General features: G+C 63.3%; 25 protein-coding genes. 10 read left to right on the top strand and 15 right to left on the bottom strand.

What is annotated here, in order from left to right; all coding sequences use genetic code 11:
* Positions 1-69 precede the first annotated feature (69 nt).
* Positions 70-1,086 carry a phosphotransferase family protein gene (locus C437_RS09030; RefSeq protein WP_049919707.1) on the top strand — a complete coding sequence of 339 codons (1,017 nt, stop codon included), beginning with the start codon at positions 70-72 and terminating at the stop codon, positions 1,084-1,086.
* On the opposite strand, the gene C437_RS09025 is transcribed toward C437_RS09030, so the two are convergent.
* Complete coding sequence (locus C437_RS09025; RefSeq protein WP_049919719.1) at positions 1,083-1,961, bottom strand: carbohydrate kinase family protein; 879 nt, start codon at positions 1,959-1,961, stop codon at positions 1,083-1,085. The two genes, C437_RS09030 and C437_RS09025, sit on opposite strands and share 4 nt — an antisense overlap.
* A gap of 168 nt (positions 1,962-2,129) precedes the next feature.
* Here C437_RS09025 and C437_RS09020 point away from each other — a divergent pair, with 168 nt between their 5' ends.
* From C437_RS09020 to C437_RS09010, 3 genes are read left to right on the top strand one after another with little or no spacing between them, the layout of a single operon-like run.
* Entirely contained in the window at positions 2,130-3,626 is a 1,497-nt protein-coding gene (locus C437_RS09020) for a COG1361 family protein (protein ID WP_004516632.1), read from the top strand.
* A complete protein-coding gene (locus C437_RS09015) occupies positions 3,623-4,306 on the top strand; it encodes an ABC transporter ATP-binding protein (protein WP_004516631.1) in 684 nt (227 codons plus the stop codon). The genes C437_RS09020 and C437_RS09015 overlap by 4 nt, the downstream gene beginning before the upstream one ends.
* Positions 4,296-5,429 (top strand): ABC transporter permease, encoded by a 1,134-nt coding sequence (locus C437_RS09010; RefSeq protein WP_004516630.1) that lies wholly within the window; start codon positions 4,296-4,298, stop codon positions 5,427-5,429. The genes C437_RS09015 and C437_RS09010 overlap by 11 nt, the downstream gene beginning before the upstream one ends.
* Here the strand turns inward: C437_RS09010 and C437_RS09005 are convergent.
* The 12 genes from C437_RS09005 to C437_RS08950 form a co-directional block, all read right to left on the bottom strand.
* Positions 5,426-5,938: an HTH domain-containing protein gene (locus C437_RS09005; RefSeq protein ID WP_004516629.1), complete on the bottom strand. Its 513-nt coding sequence runs from the start codon at positions 5,936-5,938 to the stop codon at positions 5,426-5,428. The genes C437_RS09010 and C437_RS09005 overlap by 4 nt on opposite strands.
* Positions 5,939-6,698: 760 nt before the next feature.
* Positions 6,699-7,772: a methionine synthase gene (locus C437_RS09000; protein WP_004516628.1), complete on the bottom strand. Its 1,074-nt coding sequence runs from the start codon at positions 7,770-7,772 to the stop codon at positions 6,699-6,701.
* A 2-nt stretch (positions 7,773-7,774) separates the two neighbouring features.
* Positions 7,775-8,773, bottom strand: coding sequence for a methionine synthase vitamin-B12 independent (locus C437_RS08995; RefSeq protein ID WP_004516627.1), 999 nt, complete (start codon positions 8,771-8,773; stop codon positions 7,775-7,777).
* Positions 8,774-8,835: 62 nt separating this feature from the next.
* Positions 8,836-9,456, bottom strand: coding sequence for a HemK2/MTQ2 family protein methyltransferase (locus C437_RS08990; RefSeq protein WP_004516626.1), 621 nt, complete (start codon positions 9,454-9,456; stop codon positions 8,836-8,838).
* A 1-nt stretch (position 9,457) separates the two neighbouring features.
* Positions 9,458-10,315, bottom strand: a complete 858-nt coding sequence (locus C437_RS08985; protein ID WP_004516625.1) for a 16S ribosomal RNA methyltransferase A — start codon at positions 10,313-10,315, stop codon at positions 9,458-9,460.
* An 81-nt stretch (positions 10,316-10,396) separates the two neighbouring features.
* Positions 10,397-10,969, bottom strand: coding sequence for a DUF655 domain-containing protein (locus tag C437_RS08980; RefSeq protein ID WP_049919706.1), 573 nt, complete (start codon positions 10,967-10,969; stop codon positions 10,397-10,399).
* Positions 10,970-11,146: 177 nt separating this feature from the next.
* The gene (locus C437_RS08975) at positions 11,147-11,503 is read right to left on the bottom strand and encodes an RNA polymerase Rpb4 family protein (protein WP_004516623.1); all 357 of its coding nucleotides are present in this window, start codon (positions 11,501-11,503) and stop codon (positions 11,147-11,149) included.
* On the bottom strand, positions 11,500-11,790 hold the full coding sequence (locus C437_RS08970; protein ID WP_004516622.1) for a 50S ribosomal protein L21e: 291 nt from the start codon (positions 11,788-11,790) through the stop codon (positions 11,500-11,502). The genes C437_RS08975 and C437_RS08970 overlap by 4 nt, the downstream gene beginning before the upstream one ends.
* A 113-nt stretch (positions 11,791-11,903) precedes the next feature.
* Positions 11,904-12,170, bottom strand: a complete 267-nt coding sequence (locus tag C437_RS08965) for an elongation factor 1-beta (RefSeq protein ID WP_004516621.1) — start codon at positions 12,168-12,170, stop codon at positions 11,904-11,906.
* A gap of 2 nt (positions 12,171-12,172) precedes the next feature.
* The gene (locus C437_RS08960; RefSeq protein WP_004516620.1) at positions 12,173-12,352 is read right to left on the bottom strand and encodes an HVO_2753 family zinc finger protein; all 180 of its coding nucleotides are present in this window, start codon (positions 12,350-12,352) and stop codon (positions 12,173-12,175) included.
* Positions 12,353-12,424: 72 nt separating this feature from the next.
* Positions 12,425-13,024 (bottom strand): hypothetical protein, encoded by a 600-nt coding sequence (locus C437_RS08955; RefSeq protein ID WP_004516619.1) that lies wholly within the window; start codon positions 13,022-13,024, stop codon positions 12,425-12,427.
* Positions 13,021-13,893, bottom strand: coding sequence for a 3-hydroxyacyl-CoA dehydrogenase family protein (locus tag C437_RS08950; protein ID WP_049919705.1), 873 nt, complete (start codon positions 13,891-13,893; stop codon positions 13,021-13,023). The genes C437_RS08955 and C437_RS08950 overlap by 4 nt, the downstream gene beginning before the upstream one ends.
* Positions 13,894-14,037: 144 nt before the next feature.
* On the opposite strand from C437_RS08950, the gene C437_RS08945 reads away from it, so the two are divergent.
* Complete coding sequence (locus tag C437_RS08945; RefSeq protein ID WP_004516617.1) at positions 14,038-15,006, top strand: sugar phosphate isomerase/epimerase family protein; 969 nt, start codon at positions 14,038-14,040, stop codon at positions 15,004-15,006.
* Positions 15,007-15,100: 94 nt separating this feature from the next.
* The gene (locus C437_RS08940) at positions 15,101-15,814 is read left to right on the top strand and encodes a TIGR00266 family protein (protein ID WP_004516616.1); all 714 of its coding nucleotides are present in this window, start codon (positions 15,101-15,103) and stop codon (positions 15,812-15,814) included.
* Between the two features lie 31 nt (positions 15,815-15,845).
* Here the strand turns inward: C437_RS08940 and C437_RS08935 are convergent, their stop codons facing one another.
* Complete coding sequence (locus C437_RS08935; RefSeq protein ID WP_004516615.1) at positions 15,846-16,226, bottom strand: CBS domain-containing protein; 381 nt, start codon at positions 16,224-16,226, stop codon at positions 15,846-15,848.
* 102 nt (positions 16,227-16,328) lie between these two features.
* Here C437_RS08935 and C437_RS08930 point away from each other — a divergent pair, with 102 nt between their 5' ends.
* Positions 16,329-17,438 carry a Gfo/Idh/MocA family protein gene (locus tag C437_RS08930; protein WP_004516614.1) on the top strand — a complete coding sequence of 370 codons (1,110 nt, stop codon included), beginning with the start codon at positions 16,329-16,331 and terminating at the stop codon, positions 17,436-17,438.
* Between the two features lie 45 nt (positions 17,439-17,483).
* Complete coding sequence (locus C437_RS08925) at positions 17,484-18,665, top strand: redox-regulated ATPase YchF (protein ID WP_004516613.1); 1,182 nt, start codon at positions 17,484-17,486, stop codon at positions 18,663-18,665.
* 30 nt (positions 18,666-18,695) lie between these two features.
* On the opposite strand, the gene C437_RS08920 is transcribed toward C437_RS08925, so the two are convergent.
* On the bottom strand, positions 18,696-19,622 hold the full coding sequence (locus C437_RS08920) for a hypothetical protein (RefSeq protein ID WP_004516612.1): 927 nt from the start codon (positions 19,620-19,622) through the stop codon (positions 18,696-18,698).
* Positions 19,623-19,833: 211 nt separating this feature from the next.
* Here C437_RS08920 and hisD point away from each other — a divergent pair, with 211 nt between their 5' ends.
* Together hisD and C437_RS08910 are read left to right on the top strand one after the other, a co-directional pair.
* Positions 19,834-21,102, top strand: a complete 1,269-nt coding sequence (gene hisD / locus C437_RS08915; protein WP_004516611.1) for a histidinol dehydrogenase — start codon at positions 19,834-19,836, stop codon at positions 21,100-21,102.
* Positions 21,103-21,391: 289 nt separating this feature from the next.
* A complete protein-coding gene (locus C437_RS08910; RefSeq protein ID WP_241431654.1) occupies positions 21,392-23,617 on the top strand; it encodes an alkaline phosphatase D family protein in 2,226 nt (741 codons plus the stop codon).
* Positions 23,618-23,669: the final 52 nt, after the last annotated feature.

Genomic DNA, 23,669 nt, shown 5'->3' with positions numbered 1-23,669 from the left:
GACCGGGTGCCAGTGCTGTCCGTGGCGGGATTGACAGATTTATTTGCTCGCCCACTAGAAGGTATGTCAGTGCAGACCCCGGAACAGGACATCGAAGCTGTGCTGAAAGAATCAGGCCCGGACTACGAGGGGTTCCAGTTTGAGACTCCGGGTGGGGGCCACCAGAGCGATGTCTACATGGTAACGCTGCGCCACGACGGCGAGGCGTACGAGGTGGTCGTGAAATTCAAGCCACAGGGCGATGTCCCGTTCGCCGTCGAACCCTGTCTCCACGACTTCGTCGCCGGTCGGACAAATGTCCCTGTTCCACGCATCCTCGTCTACGAGGACAACCCCGACGCCGATGTCCCGCCGTATTTCGTCACCGAACGCATTCACGGCGAGAACTTGGCCGAGGAGTTCGCCGGGCTTTCGACCGACGACCGACAACGGGTGCTGGCCCAGTCCGGTCGTATCCTCGGAGATATGCACTCCGAGATCGGGTTCGAGGCGTTCGGTCGACTCACGCTCCACGACGACCGGATCATCGTGAGCGACTGGATGGGGGACTGGCGGGAGTACTTCGAGCGTCTCACCAGATCACACCTTTCTCATCTTGATGGGACGCCTTTCGAGGACATGACAGACCGGGCGTGGGACTGTATCGAACCGGCACTGAGTATGGTGCCAAAGGACGGCGTTCCGCGACTGGTTCACGACGATTTCAGGCCGGCGAACCTGATGTTCGAGCAGACGGCGGACGCGCCGATCACGGCCGTCCTCGACTGGCAGGACGTACTCGCGGCACTGCCGGAGTACAACCTCGCACAGACAGAGTTCCTCTTTATCGACTCGTCGTTTCAGGACCCGGAACTGCGTGCCTCGCTCCGGACGGTATTTCACGAGGGGTATCAGGAGATGCGCCCGATGGAGTTCGACGAAGGGTACGAACAGCGACGCCCCCTCTATCAGCTCTCGACGCTCCTGTGGCGAATGGCCGGCTTCAACGCCGCCTTCGCTGACGAGTCCGGCCTCGCCACCGCTCGCGCCGAAGCCCAGTACCGCCAGCAGTTCGAGCGGCTCGTCGAGGAGATACAGGCAAACTAAACCGGTTCCGATGAGCGCTCGCTGTCGACAAGCTCCCACACAGACTCCCAGTCGAGCGTCGTCTGTGCGCCGGGTGACTGCGCTGCGAGTGCGCCACAGGCGTTGGCGACCGCGAGCGCGCGCTCTGGCCCGATCTCCCGTGCGCTGGCGAGCAGATACCCGGCGGCGAACGCGTCGCCCGCGCCCGCAGTGTCCACAGATTCTATCGGATACCCGGCGTTCGTGACCGTCTGGTCACCGATATGGGCTGTCGCACCGCAGTCCCCGTGTTTGACCACAACTGTCGGCACTGCCTCGAAGAGCCCGCTGTCTCTGGCATGGTCGGCCTCCCGGTCGTTGCAAAACAGGATATCCGCATGTGAGAGCACCGACGAGTAATCGCGGTACGGGAGCCGGCGGCCGGGGTCGAAGCTTACCGGAACATCCGCGGCCGTGGCGTCGCGTGCGAGCGCTGCAGCCGTCGTCGGGTCTTGGCCGGTCAGGTGGAGGTGGTCCGCCTCGGCCAAGGTTTCGGCCGGGAGGTCTGCCGCGCCGAACGCCTCGTTGGCCCCGTCGTTTCCAAGCACTGCAACGTCGCTGCTCTCGTCCACGATGAGGTACTTCACGGCCGTCGGGTCGTCAGATTCGATCAACACCGTCTCGACGCCGGTGGCAGCCAGTTCGCGCCGGACCATGGTTCCGTGGTCGTCCCGGCCGACGCTACCGAGGACTAGCGGGTCCGCATCGAGCCCAGCCAGTGCAACGGCCGCGTTCGATGCGCTTCCCCCGCTAGACTGTGACCGGTCGGCGATACGCCCCTCGCCGTCGGGCTCCGGGAGGTGGTCGACGCGGAGCGTCACGTCCCAGTTGACGTGCCCGGCACAGATGACGCGCATATCCACCGCTGGGAGGGGCGCTATGATATCAGTTTCCCACTCGAAGATATGCAGCATGTTTAACACTGACCGGAACGGACCGGCGCACATGGTAACGGTCCCCGATAGCGTCCTCCCGATGAGTCGTCGGACCAGCAGACGATTACTGCACTCAGAGGTGACTGCCTGATGCGCCACGGTGCGGCTGTACTGGCCTGCTTAGTAGTCGTCGGCTCGCTTCCGCTCTCGGTCGCCGGCGCAAGCGTCAACGCGTCCGTCTCGAACGTCGACGTCTCGCCGTCGTCACCAGCGCCGGGTGAGACCGTCACGTTTGACACGACGGTCCGAAATCTCCAGAGCAGCGACGCCCCGCTCGAAATCAACGCCATTGCAATCCGGAAGTCTGGCGGACGAGGTGTCACCGAGTACGAACGCGTCTCGGATCTGGGCTCGATTTCGCCGGGCAGCACGCTTGAGGTACCCCTGACCGCGTCCTTCGATTCGTCCGGCAGCAAGGACCTCCGCGTCATCGCGTACGGCCGTGACCGCGGAACTGGCGAGAACGTCGAACTCAGATATCCGGTGAAGCTAAACATCGAAGAGCGTCACCCGCAGGTGGATATCACGACTAACGACTCCGTCGCTGGCGTTGAATCGGCGGGTGAAGTCACCGTTGCAAACGGACTCGATTCCCAGATAACGAACGTCGAAGTCGTCGTCGAAGGCGACGGCGTCGAGATGACGGAGAGCCGCACAGTCAGCTCACGCGTCGAACAGAACGGGTCGATGACTGCCCCGTTCCGGTTCCGGCCTGAATCTGCCGGCGAGCACGAACTGACCGCGACGGTCAGCTACACGGTCGACGGCGACACCACACGCACCACGACCCGCACGACGGTCATCGACGCGGACCCGCTCCGCAACAGCGTAGAGCTCGACACGACCGCAGTCGGTAGCGGCACCGACCGCGCGTTGCGGGTCGCCGTCTCTAACGGAGCCAACGCGCCGCTCTCGGATGTCATGGTCAGCGCAACGTCGGAGAACGCGTCGTTCCAGCGCGTCCTGCTTGAGAACATCTCAGCTAGCACGACCCGGCAGGTGCGACTGAACGCCACGATGGACGAGCCACAGGCAGACGTCACCGTCACGGCCAACTACGACCTGGGGTCCGAAACGGAGCAGGCCACCACCGAAACGACGCTTCGCTCCGTCCCGGGAACGATTGACATCACTGGTCTGGACGTGGTCCGACAGGGCGGGCGCCTCCAGATTTCAGGGAGTGCGAGCAACGTTGGCTCGACAGATGCGGACAGCGTCCTCGTCAGCGTCGTCGATACCGAAAACGTCACGCCGGCAACTCCGAACCGCGATTACTTCGTCGGGACGGTCCCAGCCAGCGACTTCGTCTCCTTCGACGTGTACGCACGGACGGAGGGGAACGCCACGTCAGTGCCACTGGAGGTGACGTATCTCGTCGACGACACGCGGAAGCGACAGACGTTCGACGTAGATATCGACCGAATGGGCGGTTCGGCACAGCAGCCGGCGGGTCAGGACGGCAACAGCGAGGATGAGGACCAAAACAGCATGCTGCCGGTGTTCATCGCCGGCGGACTGGCACTGCTGGTCGTCGTCGGTGTCCTCGTGCGCCGCTACCGAAGCAGTGACGACGATATCGAGGTATGACGGTTATCGACGCACAGGGGCTGGTCAAGCGGTACCGTACCGGGGGCCAGACCCTGTACGCACTGGCGGGGATCGACTTCGCGCTCGAATCCGGCGAGTTCGTCTCGATTATGGGGCCAAGCGGTAGTGGCAAGACGACCCTGCTGAACATCCTCGGGCTGCTGGACACGCCGACGGAAGGGACCGTCCTGCTTGAGGGGCAGGACGTGACCGGACTCGGCGACAGCAAGCGGACGCGACTCCGGAAGCAAACGATTGGGTTCGTGTTCCAGCACTTCTATCTCCTGCCGACGCTGACTGCCGTCGAGAACGTCGAGGTACCACTGCTGTTGGACAGTGATCCGAAAGTCAAAAAACGGGCCAGAGCGCTTCTAGAGCGGCTTGGGCTCGGCGACCGACTGGATCACAAGCCCGACGAACTCTCCGGCGGCCAGAAGCAACGCGTCGCAATCGCGCGCTCGCTCATCAACAGCCCGAAGGTTGTTCTCGCCGACGAACCGACAGGCAACCTCGACAGCGAAACCGGACGACAGATACTCGACGAGTTCCGCCGCATCGCCGACGAGGACGACGTGGCCATCGTCGCAGTCACGCACGATGACCTCGTCAACGAGTACGTTGACCGCACTGTCCACTTAGTCGACGGCACTATCGGGAGGGAGCGGAAGAATGGCGGGTAGGTTCTTCCCGGCCGCGCTGATGGCGCGGCGCAACCTCACGCGGACGAAGATGCGGTCGTTGCTGGCGTCGCTGGGTATCGTCATCGGCGTCGTCGCCATCGCTTCGCTGGGGATGTTCGGCGTTGCGCTCCAGTACTCGTTTACCCAGAACCTCGGCAACGTCGGGAATCAACTCACGGTGTACCCGAACTCCGGGGAAAACATCACTGAGCTCACCGAACGCGATATCCGTACGATTCGCAGAGAGACAAGTCCAACAGCGACTGTGTCGCCGGTAAAGACACGTGTAGAGCCGGTGTCGTACAACCGCGAGGACGCAATCAGGGAAACAATATACGGCGTTGAGGACCCCGCCGCGTTGTACGAGGCCAAGGAGGGACGGGTATCGCCGTTCCGATCCGGTGCACTCGTCGGCTCAGATGTCGCAGAGGAGCACGAACTGCATCCGGGGAGCCAGATTACTGTCAACGGGACCAGTGTCCGCGTCCGGGCCGTCCTCGAAGAGGGCGACCCGTTCTCCTCGACGAACCCCGATAACCGAATCATCATGCCGGCTACGTCGTTCAGCCAGCGCGGCTACTCGGAAGTGTACGTTATCGAGTCGACCGGGACACAGGCCAACGAGACCGCGATGGGGATCCGCGGCGCGCTTAACGACCGCGAGCAGCGGGTCGTCGTTCAGGAACTGGGCTCGCTCGTCGACACCATCGAAGAGCAGTTCCAGATCATCAACACCGTCCTCGCCGGTATCGCATCGATTTCGCTGCTCGTGGCTGGCATCTCCATTCTCAACGTCATGCTGATGTCCACCGTCGAACGACGGGAGGAGATCGGCGTCCTCAGGGCGGTCGGCTATCAGAAGCGGGATGTCCTCAAAGTGATGTTGATGGAAGCGACGCTGCTCGGATTCCTCGGTGGCATCGCTGGTGTCATTCTGAGTCTCGGTGCCGGACTGGCGATAAATCACTACGCCGTCGGCAATGCGATGGCCGTCTTCAGGCTGCCAAACGCCTGGTACGTCGGCGCGGCGTTCACGTTTGGGGTGCTGACGAGTATCGTCAGCGGGCTGTACCCGGCCTGGAAAGCAGCGAGCGAAGAACCGGTCGACGCGCTGCGCGGTTAAATCGTCGCGTCGACGCCCGGTTCCAGCAGTGGGTCGGTCCGGTCGACCGACAGGGCGTCGAACTGTGCAAGCCAGTCCTCGTCGCCGCGCTCGAAGGCCTCAAGCGCGTCGCCGACAGTGTAGGTGCGTTCCTCGTCCGAGCACGGGAACACGCCCTCTAGGTCGTCGCTGTCATAGATCGCCAGCGAAACGACCGGGAAAACGACGACGTCGTCGACCTGCTCCATCCCGACATAGCTCCGGTTCCGTCGCTCGAACGCCGGTTCGAGCGAGTGATGGTTCCGGGCCGCCCAGTCTGTGAACTCCTCGTATGTCTGGATGGCTTCCGACCGCTTGTCCTCTGCCATCGTCCTGATTCGCTGCCACTCACCGGCGACCATCGACTCGCTGAACACGCCGTTGGCCTCCAGTCGCTTCACTCGATTGAGCACTTGCTGTTGCGCGTCGAATGTGCCGTAGGTATCTCCGCGAAGATACAGTTCAGCCCGAAGATGTGTGTCCCCTGTCATAGCGTTCTCATCGCTAGCTTCTCCAGAGACCCTCAAAACTCTTTCCCAGATTTCGTGCCAACACACCACACAAAGCAGGAGACTGAAAATCAGGTGTATGTGGGGCTCTATATGTATAATATGGCGTATTTGCCTGAATGTGGAAGCCCCTTATATTATTAGTACGGCAACAGTTATCTTCCTCTCAGGTCGATGTTAGCTTCGACAATTATCGAACAAACTACCGATGAATGGCTTCCAGTTTAGCTGACGAATCCGAGTATATATAAGAAATATAATGGTTGCTTGTCGGGCGGTTTTGTGCGCAGGTTACCCTGTGATGGCCTGTTCGAGAGAGTGGTGGCCAGCGAGTGCACAGGTCTTGCCTGCTACCGCACCCGATACCATCGCTGTACCTGCCTGCGACATTTGCCGGATCCGGGTGCGGTGCGCCCGAGGATATTCGATAGCTGCCGAAATCGTAGCCAACTTTCGTCGAAAATACGGTCAGTCCTGCGACACTGTGTGTGGACGCCTGCCGCTCCTCCAGCGACACTGCTTGTGAACCCCCGTTCACAGATTCAACGTTCAGGTTCGAGCCGGGGACCTCACATCCCCTGTCCGATTCTCCGAGAGCTCCGCTGTGTTCGGGTCCTCGCTATTCGTCCGCGACAAAAACGGTTACCAACTCGCGGCCGCCCTCCTCGTCGATTCAGTCGTCTCACGGGTCACTCTGTTCCCCGTTCGACGAGTCCGAGATTTTCGCTCCGCTCAAATCTCGCTAATCGTCGGCGTGCGCTTCCGCACCACTCGCGACAACGTCAATTTCGCCGGCGTCCAGTTCTTCCTCGATTTCGCGGGCGGCCTGCACCATGTTCTCCATCTTGCCGCGGGCGACCTCGCGGGGCAGGAGCTTCACGCCACAGTCCGGCGAAACGGTGAGTCGCTCTGGGGGTACGACTTCCAGTCCCTTCTTGATGTTCTCCTTGATTTCCTCGACTGACTCGACCTCCGCGGTGTGGGCGTCCAGAACGCCCATGGCGAAGTCCTTCGTGAACTCGTGCTCTTTGAACACGTCGAGCTGGTCGTAGTCGCCGTTGGCGAGCTCCAGGTCGTACTCGTGGACCGGGTAGTCCAGAATCTCAGGGTAGATGCGCGAGTAGTCGCCGTAACACACGTGCAGGCCGAGGCGCACGTCGTCGGGAATCTCGTCGACGATGCGCTCCAGACACTCGCCGACGATAGCGTGGTCGTCCGGCGTCGTGGCGAGGGCGGGCTCGTCGATCTGGATGTAGCGAGCGCCGGCCTCGACCAGCGCCTCGATCTCCTCGTTGACGAGGTCTGCAAGCTCGTAGGCTAGCTGCTCCTCGCTGTCGTACACTTCGTTGAACGACCAGTTCGCCAGCGTGTACGGCCCCGTGATGGGGACCTTGACCGGACGTTCGGCGACCTCGTCGGTGAACTCGAACTCCTCGACGAGCCACTGCTCGCCGTACTCGACCTCGTCAGCGACGCTTGGCTTGTCGAAGTAGTTGTGGCCCCACACCTTCACGCGGCCGTTGAACTCGTAGCCGTCGATGCGGTGGGCGAAGTATTCCACCATCTCGTTGCGGCGCATCTCGCCGTCACAGATGACATCGAGGCCCGCGCGCTCGTGCTCGTGGGTGATGAGCCGCGAGGCGTCGTCTTTCGATTCTTCCCACTCCTCGGCGCCGAAGTCTGCGTCCTCGTCCTCAAACAGCTCTCGGGCACGGTCGTGCCACTTTGGCTTGGGGTAGGAGCCGACGACAGTCGTCAGCAGGAAGTGGTCGTTCGGGTGGTCCGCCGGCTTGAACTGGTCTCGTGGTCCTGTCATCGTTATGCCTCCGCCGCCTCCAGATCAGCGGCGTTTGCGAGCGCTTTGAGTTTGTCTTCGAACTTATTCACCGGAAGATAGAACGTTTCCGTGTTTGCCGTCGCGTACACCGTGTCGTACGCGGTGTTTGTCTGCTGTTCGAACCAGTCGATACGGTCTCGAATCGTTTCGGGCGACTCGACGAGCGTGTTCTGCCCGTTGACGACGCCCAGCGCCACGTTGTCCTTGGTGCCGTATTCTTGAACGTTGTAAACGGTTTGGTCGTGGTTCGCGACGAGATCGAAGCCGATAGCATCCACGTCAGCGTCCATCAGGTGTGCGTAGGCCTTCTCCTCGATGGCCCCCCAGTAGGTGTGGGCGACGACTTCGGCGTCGGCGGCCGAGGCGACGGCATCGATTGCCGCGGCGGCGCGTTCGTCCTCGCCGTCGGCCGGCGCGTTCTCGACCAGCGATGGCTCAAGCAGGAACAGCGTCTCCACGTCGGGGAAGGCGTTCACTTCCTCAACGAGGAAGTCGGCGATAGCATCGAGGAACGCGGCGTCGTCGCCGTAGTGCTCGTCCGTAGCGAGGTCCGCAAGCGAGTACGGCCCGGGGAGGACTGCCTGCAGGCCGGAATCGACGTGGTCGGCAGCAGCACCGAGGTCAGCGGCCACGTCGCCGCCGTCAGCACTGAGGTCACCTTGCACGACCGGCTCTCGATAGAAGTTGTTGTTGTCGTAGTAGCGGACGATACCTTTCGTCTCCACGCTGTCGTGGACCGCAAGTGGATGCGCGAGCATGTCGTCCCAGCGGAGCTGGCCCTCGACAATGCGGTCGAGCCCGGCGTCTTGCTGGACGGAGATGACTTCTTCGCGGGCTTTGTCGTAGGCCGCGACGACCTCGCCGGACTCGTCGCCCGAGATGAGGTCAGTCTTCTGATGGCCCTTCAGATCTGCCAGTTCGTCCTTGGCCCAGTCCGGAAGCGGAAAGAGCCCAGGGGTCGTGGCGATTACCTGTGTCATTGCTGTTGGGTAGGAAATGACGGGCTTTAATATTTCCTATTCAATAAAATGCTCTGCAGTAATCACTCTCGATAGAACCGCAGGACGACGAGCACTTCGTACGGGTGGTTTTCACTCGCAAGCTGCTCGCTCGCCAGTCCGTGTTCGCTCGCATACGCTCGCACTGCCTCCGGGTCCGTGAGACTGCTGACGAGCATGAGTGCCTCGCCGCCCGGGGCCAACACGCGCTCGACGGTTTCGAGAAACGGGTCGACGAGCCGGCGGCCGTCTTCGCCCCCCGACAGCGCGTGTTCCATCCAGTCGTCCCACTCCTGTTCGGGCGGGGTCGGCAAATACGGCGGATTGAACGCAACGAGGTCGAAGGCATCTGCCCGGAACGGCTCGACAAGATCGCCGCGAACGACCGGGACGCCGTTGTCGGCGGCCTCTCGACACGCGAGCGGGCTCACGTCGACTCCGACCGCCCGCGCGCCGGCCTCAGCGAGCGTCGCGGCGACGTAGCCAGAGCCCGTCCCCACGTCGAGCACGGTATCGCCTCCGTCGACTCGCTCGCTGGCTGTTCGGGCCAGCAGGTCCGAGTCCTCAGCGGGCTGATACACCGATTCGACGCCGCGCTGGTCGGCCAGCGAGGGACGGTCGCCAGAGTCGCCGTCCCCATTCGGGTCGCCCGTTTCCTCGTCCATCTCAGGCCTCCGGTTGGCCGACCTCGTAGGCGAGTGTCGCCAGCGTGGCGAAGTCGGCCGGCGTCAGCTTCCCGGCACGGGCGCTCATCAGCTCTTCGTCGGCGGCGTCGACCACCGCGTCGGGGTCGCCCAGCCCGGAGATGTGGGCCGTGTTCCGGACGGCGTTGCGCATCGTCTTCCGGCGCTGAGTGAACACCGCCTTCAGGAAGTCCATGAAGAAGTCGTCGCTGGGAACGGTGTAGTCGGGTTGTCGCGGCGTCGTCCGGACGAGCGCGCTCGTGACGCGGGGCTGCGGATCGAACGCTTCGGGCGGAACCGTCTCGACGATCTCTACGTCGGCGTAGTGGCCCGCTGTGACCGACAGCCGGCCGTAGTCGTCCGTTGCCGGTTCGGCAGCCATCCGCTCGGCGAACTCCTGTTGGAACATCAATAGGAGCGGGCGCTGCTCCGGGAGCACCCGAAACGCGATCTCCGAGGACGCACCGTATGGCAGGTTCGAGATGCTGGCGGTGAACTCCGGCAGGTCGACTTCGAGCGCGTCGCCCTCGACGACAGTGAGGCGGCCAGCCGCGACTTCATCAGCGAACTCCTCGCGGAGATGGGCTGCGAAGTCGGGATCGCGTTCGACTGCAGTCACTCTGTCCGCTGCCGCGAGTAAGCGGTCGGTCAGTGCACCCGGGCCTGCGCCGATCTCCAGTACGTGCGAGAGGTCGACGCCCGCATCCGTTGCGTACCCCGGAATCCGGTCGAGTACTCGGTCGTCGACGAGAAAGTGCTGGTCCTGCCGGGTGTCGGCCCGCTTGCCGGCCCGTCGGACAAGTGCGTCAGGGTCCCGACTCCCAGTCTCGGTCGTAGTCATTAGCGAGCCGTAGCGGGTCGCGGTAGAAAAGGGTCGCCTTACACTGGTGGCTGTAAGGTCAGCTGGTTGCAGCCGACAGTCTCAGGAGGACTGCTCCTCGCGCCGGACGAACAGCCGGTATTTGAGGTCGTCGTCCTGTAGCTCTTCGAGTATCCGTTCGACAAGCGTCTCTTTGGGGCTGTGGAGACCGCTGACGCGCTCTTCGAGGTCTTCGAAGCTCTGGAAGGGCTTTCGCTTTCGCTCGTCGAGAATCGTGTTCCGGAGCTTCTTCCCGATGCCCGGCAGGAGGTTCAGCTGGTGGAGTCGCAGCGTAATCGGCTGGGCGTCGTTGTAGAAGTCGACGAACCGCTGCTCGTTTGCTTCGACGATTTCCTCGACGGCGTAATCGAGTTCCGAACGGGCACCGCTCGGGATATCCTCGAACTCGACTTCGGTCACGCGGCCGAACTCTGTCAGGTCAACACGGTCACCGAACGCGATGTCAACGTCCTTGTCGTCGAGCTGCAACTCGTAGATGTAGAACTCGTCGATATCGAGCGCGTACGCGAGCGGCTCCTTCTGGTGTTGTGGCCGGTCGTCTCCGGGCCGCCCGTGTGGGAGGACATCGAGGACAGCCGCCATCATAGAGTCGCCGCCGCTCTCCGATTCAGTCATGTCAGGCAGTACGAGCACAGCACACTTAATGCCGGTGGATGCCTCGAACCGCTTCACCGAGCGCCGTCGCTGTCTCTGTGTTTGGCCCACCGACAGTAGAACGCGAATACAGTTCGCGTTGCTAATCGCCTACGAAATCAGAGTGAGCGGCGACGAGCCGAACTGACGAGGCTCTTGCTATGCGTACTGCTTGACGATATTGAGAATATCGTCGAGTTCGTCGCCGTCAAGGGTGTACCGCTCCTTTGCGAACACGGCGCGGAGTTCGTCGCGGTCCAGCGGCCGCAGGTTCGCGATTTTGTAGGCCGTCGGGGTGTCAACCTTTTCGAGTTCTTCGAGGTCTTCGACCAGCTGCAGCGACTCTTCTGGGTCGAGGACCGCAAAGCGGTTGACGTGCTCGATCGCCCGCTTGAGCTCGTAGCGCATCTCGCGGTCCTCCTCGGCCGCTCGCTCCATTTCGAGGTCCTCGAGTATCTCTTTGGTCTCCGCGACCGTCAGGAACTCCTCACTGACTTTCTCTTTGAATATTGTCATTCTTGCCGGCGCAGGTGCGCAGCGGTGACGATGATAGTCTTTTCCTTGCCACCGTCAACGATGTCGACCTTGTACGCGTCACCCTGCGTCCCTTCGACAGTACCGGTCCGGCCGTCGAATCGCGGGTGGAAGCGGCCGTTGGGCACGGATGGGTCAATCTTGAGGTGGACTTTCTCGCCGTCGTCGAACTCTTCAACGGCGCGCTGTGGCGGCGAGGTGCCGCGGTCGCGGGGCTTGTTCTTGAGCTTGTCTCGTGTTCCTTCGAGGGGTCCGTTTGAACTAGGCATTCTTGCTCCTCGCTAATCCGGTCGCCCTAATAAAACGTGCGTTCCGCGGCCGTCGCTGGTCACGCTCTTGCAGTCGCTACAGTACCGAGTGGAAAACGACAGCGGCGAGTCGATTACAGGCGACCGGTACTCTCGATGGAGACCGACTCGACGTCATCGACGTTCGCAAAGGCCTCTTCGACGGCTTCCGTGCCGCCAGAGTCGTCAGGGACGATGACCGTCGGCGTCAGCGCGACGAGGCCGAAGGCGACGTCCTCGCGCTCGAACCCGTTGATCTTCGTTCCTTCCGGAAGCACGCCCTCGAGACGCTCCTGCAGGTCGTCGAGGTCGACTTCGGGGCTCTCCGGCATGACCTTGATCTTGGCTGCTACTTTCCCCATTGTTATGGTCCCATGAAGCCACAATCCGGGCATTTGTAGAGGTTGCTCTGCTTCCGGCAGGTGGCACAGCGGTAGATCTGCTGGCCACAGTCCGGGCACTTGAACGCGGCGGCGTTCGTGCCGGCGATGTTGATGCCACACGAGACGCACTTGCGCGCCTGTTTCTGTTGGCTCTCGCTCATACCACTCCGTATCCGACCGCGGCTTTTAACGATTGCCAAACGCGACCGCCACCGCGAGAGACTGCCATGGCTCTAGTTCCCGGGCAGGATGTCCCCGAGCGCAGCACCGATTGCCATCGGGACGAACGCCACGGCACAGATACAGGCCGACCGGTAGACGACCACCGGGTCGGTCGACCACTCAACGAGCCCCCAGCCGGTAAGGAGCGCGACAGAGACGACGAGTGCCGTCCCGGTGACGCCGACGAGTCGGCGAGGGACGAGTCCGAAGATGGGGTTGGCGACGCGCACGTCCTGAAAGTCGGCGACGTACAGAATCGAAATGACCAGTCCGATAGCGATGACGAGCGTCGCGGCGAGGTACAGCGGGTGCTGGGCGATGTGCAACCCGGCGTCGACCGTTCCGCCTTCGACAGCCATCGGAATCCCGAACAGTAGTGACCCTAGCAGTGCCTCCGCGAGGTCGGACCGGCCGAAGCCCCAGACGACCCGGCCGAAGGTCGCCGCTTCGTGATCCTGTGACTCAGCGGCCGCGCGCATCGCGTCCCGGACCTGCTGTCGCTCGTCTTCGGAGTCGACGAGCTGTTCCAGTTCCTGAAGTTCGTCGAACAGGGCCGCGAATTCGTCGTCATCTGCATCCAGCTCGGCCGGCTGGTCCTCTTGCCTGCTCATCTGAGATCGGGCTCACTATCCCGTGTTGGTACGTCCGGGTCCGGTTCGGCACCGGTCGTGGGAACGCCGTTTTCCCAGACGTAGAATCCCTTGCCGGCGACAGCACCCCGCTGTCCGTCCTCGACCTTCTGTCGGAGCAACGCTGGCGGCTCGAACCGCTCGTCCAGCCGCGTAGAGAGGTCTTCGAGCGCGGTTAACACCGTTTCCAGCCCGTGGCGGTCGGCGCGGACCAGTGGCCCGTCACGGTCCGAGTCGCCGCGTTCGAACGTCCGGTCGATATCACGAATTCCGGCGACACCGTCCTCGACCATCCGGATCGCTTCGGCGATGGTCGCGAGTTCGAGCCGAAGCGCGGCAAACCCCGGCGTGTCGCGGACGACGACCGGCGACGCATCCAGGCTCTCGACGAAGTCAGTCACCCGGTCGCGGGTCGCCGCCGTCGTCTGCGCAGCGATGACGACCTCGACGACTGCGCCGTCGGGCGGGTCGACGAGGTTGAGACCAACTGCCCGGTCCGGGCTCCGGAGGCCGGTCGCCACTGCGGTCACCGACAGCGACGTGTCGCTGACGGCCATGAGCGTCTCCGCCTCGACCATTGTCTCTGTTTCGGCGACCACTTCCCGGTGGCTGTCCGTCCCGCCGTCGATTGCGTCGACGACAATATCGCTGCCGCTGACAGCACTTTCGAGCCCGGTAGTTCCGTCGATACTGGCCGAGACATCTCCGTTGAGTGCCCGCCGGATCTCGTCGACTCGGTCCATCACAGCCGTCGCATCCGCTCCCCGAAGACGTACTTCGTGGCCCGCACGGACACATCGCTGTGCGATATCCCGCCCCCGCTTTCCGGTTCCGAGTACGGCCACAATCATGACAATACCACCGAACTCCCGGCGTTAATCCTTTACGCCGCGACCTGTTCCGGCCTCATCTCTGGGCCGTACCGCTTGTCGGGCGGACAGCGAGACGAGAGCGGCGGCAGTACGCTTTTTTTGTCACCGGCTGTATCGCCGGCTATGGACATCGGTGTACTAACCGTTCCCCTCGGCGGGCAGTCGCTCGATGAGGCACTGGCGTATCTCAGCGATCTGGGCGTCGATGCGGTCGAACTGGGGTGTGGCGGCTTCCCCGGCGACGACCACCTCGACCGGCAGGCGTATCTCGACAACGAGGAGAAGCAGGCCGAACTCGAAGCACTCCTCGACGAGCACGACCTCCGGGTGAGTGCGCTGGCGACCCACAACAATCCGCTCCATCCGGACGACGACCGCGCCGCAGCAGCGGATACGGAACTCCGGGAAGCGATCCGGCTGGCCGACCAACTCGACGTGAACACCGTCACGGGCTTTTCCGGCCTGCCCGCCGGCGGTCCCGACGACGAAGTTCCGAACTGGATCACCGCGCCGTGGCCGACCGAACACGCCGACGCCCACGAGTACCAGTGGCGTGTCGCCGACGAGTACTGGTCGGACCTCGCGGCTCACGCGGGCGCACACGACGTGGATGTCGCCATCGAGATGCATCCCAACATGCTGGTGTACGAGCCCCGCGGCCTGCTGGAACTGCGCCGGCGGACGAACGACCGCATCGGCGCGAACTTCGACCCGTCGCATCTGTACTGGCAGGGCATCGACGTGACCGAGGCCATCCGCCTGCTCGGCGAACACGACGCCATCCACCACTTCCACGCCAAGGACACGAAGGTGTACGAGTCAAACGCCCGGGAGAAGGGCGTGCTGGACACCGCGCCGTACACGGACGAGTCGGACCGGTCGTGGCTGTTCCGCTCTATCGGCTACGGCCACGGGGAGTCCCACTGGAAGGACGTGGTGTCGACCCTGCGGATGGTCGGCTACGACGGCGCGCTCTCCATCGAACACGAGGATTCGCTGACCAGTGCTCGCGAGGGATTAGAGAAGGCCGTGGACGTGCTTGACCGCGCCGTATTTGAAACGCAGCCCGGCGACGCCTACTGGGCTGAGTGACCGATACGGGCGATAGTGCGGCGCTTTCGGGCACGTACGCTTATATTATGTCTGTGTGATACTCCGATTGGATTCCCGTATCCAGTGACACCCGATGAACATCGAACTCACACACAAGCCCTCGTACACGCACGTCCGCGCCGACCTCGACAGCGGTGAATCAATACTCGCGGAACCCGGCGCGATGGTCAGCCACTCGCCGACCATCGAAATCGAGACGACGACGAGCCGGGACGGCCTCCTCAGCTCCGCGAAATCGATGCTCGGCGGCGAATCGCTGCTCGCAAACGAATTCACGGCACGGGGCGGCTCTGGCACGCTGACCCTCGCGCCGCCGACGCCCGGCGACGTTCACCACCACGAACTCACCGGCGAGACGCTGTACGCCGTCGACGGGGCGTTTCTCGCGGCCGACCCTGACATCGATATCGACTCGGAGTTCGGCGGCATCAAGTCGCTGCTGGCTGGCGCGAGTATCACGCCGCTGGCGCTGAAAGGGACCGGGAACGTCCTCATCGAGGCTTTCGGCGGGCTGGAGACCGTTGAACTCGACGCCGGCGAGTCCTACACCATCGACAACGACCACGTCGTCGCCTGGGAGGAATCGGTCAATTTTGACGCCCACCGTGTCGGCGGGCTGAAGTCGACGCTACTCAGCGGCGAAGGACTGGTGATGGATTTCACCGGCCCCGGAACGGTCTGGTATCAGACGCGCGGGCTCGACTCGTTCACTTCGGCTATCGCCGATGCGCTACCCGGAACGGGTGACAACGACGGTGACGCGACTGGCCTAGACGACTTCATCTAGCCGAAGAGCGTCCGCCGGCGAAAAACCGCTTTCAGGAGAGCGCCTGCGTGATATCCGTCGAGGACACCATGCCGACGTAGTCCTGATGCTCGTCGATGACCGGGAGGTGCTTGATGTCGTAGGTCGTCATCATCGCGGCGGCCTCGCCCAGTTCGAGCGAGGTCGTCACCCGCTCGACCGGCGAGGTCATCACGTCGCCCACAGTCGCCGTCGAGAGGTCCTTGCCGGCTGCAACGGCGTCGACGATGTCGGTCGTCGTGATGATACCTGCCTGTGCCCCCGGGACAAAGATTCCGTTGATGTTCTGGGCCTGCATCTGCGTCGCGGCCGCTTTGACGGTTTCGTCGGCAGAAATCGTCTCTAGCGGCGTCGACATGATGTCCTCGATACGAACGGTCGTTTCAGTGGCCATGCAGGAGCAACGCGCGCATCCCGTTTCGTCTTTTCCCTCGAAGCGGCCCGCCGCCCTGCCGTCACCATGAGCGTTATTTCGGCCCCGAGTGAACAGTCGGGTATGACCCTCGACATCGGCATGCTCGGCTATCGATTCATGGGCAAGGCCCACGCAAACGCGTTGGACCGCCTCCCCATGTTCTTCCCCGAAGCGCCGGCCGTCAACAAGGACGTACTCGTCGGTCGCGACGAGGACGCGCTGGCCGAGGCGGCCGACCAGTTCGGCTTCGACCGCATCGCGACGGACTGGCAGGACATCATCGATGAGGTGGACGTGTTCTACAATCTCGGCCCGAACCACGTCCACGCCGAACCGTCCATCGCAGCGCTTGCGGCCGGCACACCGACGTTCTGTGAGAAACCGCTCGCACCCACGCTCGATACGGCAGAGGACATGGCCGAGGCCGCCGCCGACGCCGACGTGCCCGCGGGCGCGGCGTTCAACTATCGCTTCGTCCCGGCAATCCAGTACGCCAAGGGGCTCATCGACGACGGAGAACTGGGCGAGATTCACCACTTCCGCGGGCAGTACCTCCAGGATTGGCTGGTCGACCCCGACGCGCCGTGGTCCTGGCGCAACGACGCGGAGATGGCCGGCAGCGGGGCGTTGGGCGACCTCGGCTCGCACACGGTCGACCTGGCCCGGTTCCTGCTTGGCGACGCCGCCGGCGAGATAACCGACGTGAGCGGCCACCTTCGGACGTTCACGGAGGAACGGCCAGTTGAGGGAAGCGACGAGACGCGCCCGGTGACCGTCGACGACGCCTACAGCGCGCAGATCGAGTTCGACAGCGGCGCGATGGGAACACTGGAGGCCTCCCGCGTCGCCACCGGGCACAAGAACGCCCACACCATCGAAATCGAGGGGTCGAAGGGCGCGGTGAAGTTCGACCTCGAACGGCTGAACGAACTGCAGGTGCTCACCGAGGGTGACCGCGGGTTCCAGCAGGTGCTTGTCACCGACGCCGAGGACCCCTACGTCGACCACTGGTGGCCCCCCGGCCACGTCATCGGCTGGGAGCACACGTTCGTCCACGAGAACTACGAGTTCCTCTCGGCCGTGGCCGACGGCGGCGAACAGGAACCGTCCTTCGCCGACGGACTCGCCGCACAGCGTGTCCTCGACGCCATCGAGCGAAGCGACGAGCGCGGCGAGCGGGTCAGCCTGTAGGGCCGAACCGAAACCCCCTTTCGGGGGCCACTGGTAAATCCTGGCATGCTCTCTATCGCGCTGGCCGGCAAACCGAACGCCGGCAAGTCTACTTTCTACAAGGCGGCGACGATGGCCGACGTGGACGTGGGGAACTACCCGTTCACGACCATCGACGCCAACCGCGGGGTCAGCCACGTCCGAACGGAGTGCCCCTGTCTCGACCGCGAGGAACGCTGTGGCGACGACAACTGCCGGGACGGCAAACGCTACGTTCCGGTGGAGCTCATCGACGTGGCCGGCCTCGTCCCCGGCGCACACGAGGGTCGCGGCCTCGGGAACCAGTTCCTCGACGAGCTGTCGACCGCCGACGTAATCCTCAACGTCGTCGACGCCTCCGGCGGAACTGACGCCGAGGGCGAACCCGTCGAGGTCGGCGAGCACGACCCCGTCGAGGACGTGCACTTCGTCGAGGAGGAGATGGACCTGTGGCTCGCCAGCATCGTCGAGCGCAACTGGGAGTCCATCGAGCGCCAGTCCCGCTCGCCGGATTTCAAGCTCGACGAGTCGCTCGCGGACATGCTGGCCGGGGTCGGGGCCTCCGAACTCGATGTGGCGCGGACGCTGCGGGACCTGGAGTACCCCGAGGACCCCATCGCCTGGACCGACGAGCACCGCGAGGCGCTGGCGACGGAGATCCGCCAGCGGACGAAACCGCTCGTCGTCGTCGCGAACAAGGCCGATATCGCCCCGGATGGAAACATCGAGGCCCTGCAGGAGGCCGCCGACGTGGTCGTCCCCGCGACGGCCGACGGCGAACTCGCGCTACGCAACGCCGCGCAGGCCGGGGTCATCGACTACGACCCGGGCGACCCGGACTTCGACATCGTCGGCGACGTGAGCGACCAGCAACGGGAGGGACTGAACCGCATCCGCGGCGTGATGGAGGAGTACGGCGGCACTGGCGTTCAGGGCGCACTCGACACCGCCGTCTACGACCTGCTGGACCACCTGACGGCCTACCCTGTCCAGAACGAAACGCACTGGACTGATGGGCAGGAGAACGTCCTCCCCGACGCGTTCCTGCTGCGCCAGGGCGCGACGCCCAAAGACCTCGCCTACGCTGTCCACTCGGATATCGGCGACGGCTACATCCACGCTGTCGACGCCCGCGAGAACCGGCGTATCAGCGACGAAACGGAACTCGAAGAAGGATCGGTCATCAAAATCGTCAGCGACGCGAACTGACGCGCCTGGCCCGCGACCATTCTTTCACTGTCACTCCGGCAGTAAGTCCCGCAACGTCGCCCGGATATCCTCGCTCCCGGGGCTCTGTGGCACCTGCCCGAGCACGTCCCGGCCGAGTCGCTCCGTCGCTGCACCGACCGAAAGCCTGTCCAGCAGCGTCCCGTATTTCAGCGCCGGCCGCGGCGACACGTCGAACAGCAGGTCGCGCTTCCCGATGAGCGAGTGGGTAATCGACAGGATTTCCACGGCATGGTCGACGTACTGCTCTCTGGCGTCGTCGTCGCCGTACTCAGCTATCGCGGCTAGCAGAAACCCCTCCAGTTCGGCTTCGCGGTCGTGGAGCGCTGGCGGATCGGAGAGCACGGTCGTCCCATCGGGCCGTTCCGGGAGCATGCTCCGGCGGGGTGCATACGAGAGGACAGCGCCCGTGTGCGGCGTGGTCGCGGCGGGCAGTGGCACAGCCAGCCGCTTCGAGGGGTTCGTATCGGTGAAGACAACGTGGAGGTTCGCTGGGTCGCCACGCACCGGTTCGTCCCAGCCCTCAGGGGTGTGCACGTAGCCGCGTCGGAGCGCCTCCTGCAGCGTTCGTGGAATCCGCCCGCCTTCGCCCTGAAGATCTAGATGGAGCACGACGGGACCGTTGCCGCTCTCGTCGATGAGTGACCACAGAGCCGGGATTGCGTCCGCAGCGCCGGCGGAGAGTTCGTAGCAGGCGGCGTCCTGCTCTGCGGCCAGCAGTCGGGCGAGCGTACTACCGCGCCAGCCGGTCAGGTCGGCCACGTAGAACCACGGGAGGGTGTGTATCGGGCCGACCGCGGCGTCGCCGGTCGCTGTGTCGATAGTTGGCGGGACGGTGTCCAGATAGCTCTCAATCGTCGCAAGTTCGGGCGCGAAATACTCGGCCGTCGCTGGGGGCAGGTCGGTCGCGCGGCGACGATGGTCGTCGACTGAATCCATACTGGGCGTATGCCCGAGCGCCGGAAAACGGTGACGAGGGAACGAGTAGCAGTGGGGTGAACATCTGCGTCTGCCGTCTGTGTTCCGACAGCCTTCGATTCTGCAGTCGCTCTCGACCGATGAACCGGTGCGTCTCTCCCGTGCTCGGCTTCAGTGTCGTTTCTGACCGACGAAGGGAAACCCGTTTTTTGCCCCGTCCCGAACCAAGGGTATGAACGTACGGACGATAGCCGACCTGGGTCCCGACGAACGGGCCGCTTTCTTCGACCGCGATGCCGGTGTCGACGCCGTCAGAGACGACGTGCGCGATATTGTCTCGCAGGTCCACGAGGAGGGTGACGTGGCGCTGCGACGCTTTGCCGAGGAGTTCGACGGCGTGTCGGTGGGTAACATCGACATCACGGACGCCGCCGAGCGAGCATACGAGGAAATCGACGACGAGGTGCGGGAGGCCATCGAGGACGCCGCGGCGAATATCCGCGCGTTCCACGAGCGGCAGGTCCCGGAAGACTGGCACGACGACTTCGAGGGGCGGGAACTCGGTCGTCGCTATCAGCCGCTCGATAGTGCTGGTGTGTACGCGCCCGGTGGCACGGCGGCCTACCCCTCCAGCGCGCTGATGGGCGTCATCCCAGCGAAGGTCGCCGGCGTCGAACACGTTGCCGTCGCCACCCCACCAGCCGAGGAGGTCAATCCCGTCACATTGGCTGCCATCCACGTCGCCGGGGCCGACGCCGTCTATCAGGTCGGCGGCGCACAGGCCATCGCGGCGCTGGCCTACGGAACTGAAACCGTGAGCGCGACCGACATCGTCGTCGGTCCCGGCAACCGCTGGGTCACGGCAGCAAAGGCCGAGGTTCGCGGCGACGTTGCCATTGACTTCCTCGCTGGCCCCTCCGAAATCATGGTTGTCGCTGACGGCGATGCGGACCCTGAACTGGTCGCGGCCGACCTCGTCGCACAGGCCGAACATGACGAGAACGCTTCGGTCGTGGCCGTCACCGACGATGAAGAACTCGCAGAACAGGTCGCGGCCGCTGTTGACGAGCAGGTCGACGGCCGAGAGCGCGAGGCGGTCATCCGCGCCGCACTGGACAACGACGCCTCCGGCGTCCTCCTTGCTCGCTCGATGAGCGAGGCTGTCCTCTTCGCAGAGGAGTACGCCGCCGAACACCTCTCAATACAGGCCGACGACGACGAATCGCTGCTTGAACGGATTCCGTCCGCCGGGTCCGTGTTCCTCGGCCCGTACAGCCCGGTCGCCGCTGGCGATTACGCGACCGGCACGAACCACGTCCTGCCGACCGGCGGCAGCGCGCGAGTCACCGGCGGCCTCTCCGTGGACACGTTCGTCCGGTCGACAACTGTCCAGCGGCTCTCAGCGGAGTCGCTGGACGATCTTTCTGACACGATTACGACCCTCGCCGAAGCCGAAGGGCTGGAAGCACACGCCGAGAGCGTCCGCAAACGGTTCGAGTAACACACAGACCGGTACGGCGACCGTCGGTTGCAGCCAACGAATCCGGTGTGGGTCCGCTGTGGACTTTGGACGGTAGCGGACGTGTGCGGAGGACTGCCGTCACGTCCGGGGTGTCTAGTTACCCAGCTGATAGCTGTCCCCAGTGCCTGATTCAACAGGTATAGAGGAGTACTGCTGACAGTGTGCTGACTGTTCGCAAAGTTCCGATACCGTACGTGGTCGTAATAGACATAATCTAGACATATCAATAATATAAACTGTTAATCAGCGTCTGGGGTAGTGGACACACATGAGGCCCACGGACCTCCCGGAAATAGATACAACAGCACAGAACCGGCGAACGTTCATGCAACGGACTGGTGGCGTATCGCTGGCGGCGGTGCTTGGTATGTCTGCAAGCGCCAGTGCGATGGTGAACGACGACGGGAACTTCGAGTCGGACCCCTATACACTGGGGGTCGCATCGGGCGACCCGCTTCCCGACTCCGTCATCATCTGGACACGGCTCGCCCCGAACCCGCTCAAAGCGGACGGTGCGATGCCAGCCGAGCCGTTCGACATCCAGTGGACGGTTGCCACCGATGAAGGGATGAGCGACGTGGTCAACAGCGGGACCGCGACTGCTGGCCCGGACCACGCGCACACCGTCCACGTCGACGCTGATGGGCTTGACCCCGACACCGAGTACTACTACCAGTTCGAGTGCCGCGGCGAGACAAGTCCGGTCGGCCGGACAAAGACCGCGCCGCCCGCCGGCGCGTCTGTCGAGGAGTTCCGGTTTGGCTTCGCCTCCTGTAACCGCTGGGTCGACGGCTACTACACGGCGTTCAGGCAGATGGCCAGGGATGAACTCGATCTCATCGTTCATCTCGGCGACTACATCTACGAATACGGTATCGACGTCTCGGATTCGCCCCGGAAAAAGTCGCTCCCGCAGGCGTATAAGAAGGAGACGACAGACCTCGACACCTATCGCCTCCGCTATGGCCTCTACAAATCGGACCCGGATCTGCAGGCCGCTCACGCTAGCGCCCCGTGGCTCGTTACTCGTGACGATCATGAAGTCGACAACAACTGGGCAGGCGACGTTCCACAGGACCCTGACAAACAGTCCGCCGAGGCGTTTATCGAACGCCGCGCGGCGGCGCTGAAAGCGTATTACGAGCACATGCCGTTCCGGATGGCACAAAAGCCCGAGGACGCCAGCCAGAAGCTCTACAGATACTACGAGTTCGGCGACCTGCTCGATTTCAACGTTCTCGATACGCGGCTCTATCGGTCCGATCAAGCCTGCGACGACGTGTTCAACAAGGTTGACTGCGCGGAACGCTTCGAAGAAGACCGGACCATCCTCGGGGACGCCCAAGAAGAGTGGCTACTGGACAACCTTTCGACCACCGAGACGACGTGGAACGTACTGGCAAATCAGCTCCCCTTCGCGAAAATGGACTTCAAGCAGGGCTCGGAGGAAGGGTTCCGAACGGAGCAGTGGGACGGTTACGTGCCCGAACAGAACTTGGTCAAAACCGCGTTCGAGGAGGACGCCAACAACCCCGTCGTTATCACCGGTGACTTCCACTCTCACTGGGCGAATAATCTTATTAGTGCGAAAGACGGCTCTAGCAAACCGGTCGGCGCGGAGTTCGTTGGGACCTCTATCACGTCGGGCGGGAACGGCACTGACATAGATGACTTCGGTCGCTACGTCGTCACAGAGAACGACAACGTCGAGTACTACAACAACCAGCGCGGCTACGTCCGCTGTACGGTCACGCCCGACAGTTGGACGACAGAGTTCCGAGTGTTAGACTACGTCGACGAACCCGGCGCACCGATGCGCACGGACGCGACGGTCGAACTCAGGGCGGGCCAGCCCGGAATTCCCGACGAGAAGCCGCTGGTCCTCGCTGACTCTGTCGCCGTCGGGAACGGTAAAAACGGGACAGCCGAACTGACTGGCCGCTGGCTGGAGACAGGCCTCTCGGGCGGGACAATAACTGCTTCTATCTCTAACCCTGAGGTCGCGACAATCACCGGTGTGACTGTCACCGAGCCCCTCAGTATCTCCGAGACGGATATCGCCAGCGATGGGGCGTCCGCCACGGTCCGCTTTGCCGATGTCGAAAAGAACGTCCAGTCGGTTGTCGGTGGCACTGATACGCCGCTCGCCACGCTCGATATCCGCGGCAAGAGCGCCGGGACGACCGATATCGAGCTGTCAGTCGAAAAGCTAGACGACGAGAGCGGCGATGCACTCGAACCGAACACCGAGATAGGTGTCGTCATCGTCGGTCCGCCGCCAGTCACTGGGAGTGACGAACCAACTGACCCCGACGGTGACGGGCTGTTCGAGGATGTTAATGGCAACGGGCGCGTCGACTACGACGACATCCAAGCGCTGTTCGACAGCTTCGCTGACGACAGCGTCGCGCTCAACAAGGCAGCCTACGACTTCAACGAGAACGGGAAGCTCGAATACGACGACATCGTCACGCTGTACAGCGAGGTTAACTGACCGGCTTGCCCTCGCCGCCGGCGTCACTGTTAACACGTTCGGGCGTCCACAT

The sequence above is a fragment of the Haloarcula vallismortis ATCC 29715 genome (genome assembly GCF_000337775.1).
Taxonomy (GTDB): Archaea; Halobacteriota; Halobacteria; order Halobacteriales; family Haloarculaceae; genus Haloarcula; species Haloarcula vallismortis.
The sequence above is the reverse complement of the archived record's forward strand: the minus strand, read 5'-3'. Positions and strand labels throughout refer to the sequence as shown.

What these genes read in the sequence shown, in the direction of transcription:
- C437_RS08990 (WP_004516626.1), bottom strand. Translation starts at nt 9,456, where the DNA reads ATGGACGAGGAAACGGGCGACCCGAATGGGGACGGCGACTCTGGCGAC.
- C437_RS08910 (WP_241431654.1), top strand. Translation starts at nt 21,392, where the DNA reads ATGAGGCCCACGGACCTCCCGGAAATAGATACAACAGCACAGAACCGG.
- C437_RS08970 (WP_004516622.1), bottom strand. Translation starts at nt 11,790, where the DNA reads ATGCCTAGTTCAAACGGACCCCTCGAAGGAACACGAGACAAGCTCAAG.
- C437_RS08965 (WP_004516621.1), bottom strand. Translation starts at nt 12,170, where the DNA reads ATGGGGAAAGTAGCAGCCAAGATCAAGGTCATGCCGGAGAGCCCCGAA.
- C437_RS09015 (WP_004516631.1), top strand. Translation starts at nt 3,623, where the DNA reads ATGACGGTTATCGACGCACAGGGGCTGGTCAAGCGGTACCGTACCGGG.
- C437_RS08960 (WP_004516620.1), bottom strand. Translation starts at nt 12,352, where the DNA reads ATGAGCGAGAGCCAACAGAAACAGGCGCGCAAGTGCGTCTCGTGTGGC.
- C437_RS08945 (WP_004516617.1), top strand. Translation starts at nt 14,038, where the DNA reads ATGGACATCGGTGTACTAACCGTTCCCCTCGGCGGGCAGTCGCTCGAT.
- C437_RS08940 (WP_004516616.1), top strand. Translation starts at nt 15,101, where the DNA reads ATGAACATCGAACTCACACACAAGCCCTCGTACACGCACGTCCGCGCC.
- C437_RS09005 (WP_004516629.1), bottom strand. Translation starts at nt 5,938, where the DNA reads ATGACAGGGGACACACATCTTCGGGCTGAACTGTATCTTCGCGGAGAT.
- C437_RS09000 (WP_004516628.1), bottom strand. Translation starts at nt 7,772, where the DNA reads ATGACAGGACCACGAGACCAGTTCAAGCCGGCGGACCACCCGAACGAC.
- C437_RS08975 (WP_004516623.1), bottom strand. Translation starts at nt 11,503, where the DNA reads ATGACAATATTCAAAGAGAAAGTCAGTGAGGAGTTCCTGACGGTCGCG.
- C437_RS08995 (WP_004516627.1), bottom strand. Translation starts at nt 8,773, where the DNA reads ATGACACAGGTAATCGCCACGACCCCTGGGCTCTTTCCGCTTCCGGAC.
- C437_RS08980 (WP_049919706.1), bottom strand. Translation starts at nt 10,969, where the DNA reads ATGACTGAATCGGAGAGCGGCGGCGACTCTATGATGGCGGCTGTCCTC.
- hisD (WP_004516611.1), top strand. Translation starts at nt 19,834, where the DNA reads ATGAACGTACGGACGATAGCCGACCTGGGTCCCGACGAACGGGCCGCT.
- C437_RS08925 (WP_004516613.1), top strand. Translation starts at nt 17,484, where the DNA reads ATGCTCTCTATCGCGCTGGCCGGCAAACCGAACGCCGGCAAGTCTACT.
- C437_RS09010 (WP_004516630.1), top strand. Translation starts at nt 4,296, where the DNA reads ATGGCGGGTAGGTTCTTCCCGGCCGCGCTGATGGCGCGGCGCAACCTC.
- C437_RS08985 (WP_004516625.1), bottom strand. Translation starts at nt 10,315, where the DNA reads ATGACTACGACCGAGACTGGGAGTCGGGACCCTGACGCACTTGTCCGA.
- C437_RS09025 (WP_049919719.1), bottom strand. Translation starts at nt 1,961, where the DNA reads ATGCGCGTCATCTGTGCCGGGCACGTCAACTGGGACGTGACGCTCCGC.
- C437_RS08950 (WP_049919705.1), bottom strand. Translation starts at nt 13,893, where the DNA reads ATGATTGTGGCCGTACTCGGAACCGGAAAGCGGGGGCGGGATATCGCA.
- C437_RS08930 (WP_004516614.1), top strand. Translation starts at nt 16,329, where the DNA reads ATGACCCTCGACATCGGCATGCTCGGCTATCGATTCATGGGCAAGGCC.
- C437_RS08955 (WP_004516619.1), bottom strand. Translation starts at nt 13,024, where the DNA reads ATGAGCAGGCAAGAGGACCAGCCGGCCGAGCTGGATGCAGATGACGAC.
- C437_RS08935 (WP_004516615.1), bottom strand. Translation starts at nt 16,226, where the DNA reads ATGGCCACTGAAACGACCGTTCGTATCGAGGACATCATGTCGACGCCG.
- C437_RS08920 (WP_004516612.1), bottom strand. Translation starts at nt 19,622, where the DNA reads ATGGATTCAGTCGACGACCATCGTCGCCGCGCGACCGACCTGCCCCCA.
- C437_RS09020 (WP_004516632.1), top strand. Translation starts at nt 2,130, where the DNA reads ATGCGCCACGGTGCGGCTGTACTGGCCTGCTTAGTAGTCGTCGGCTCG.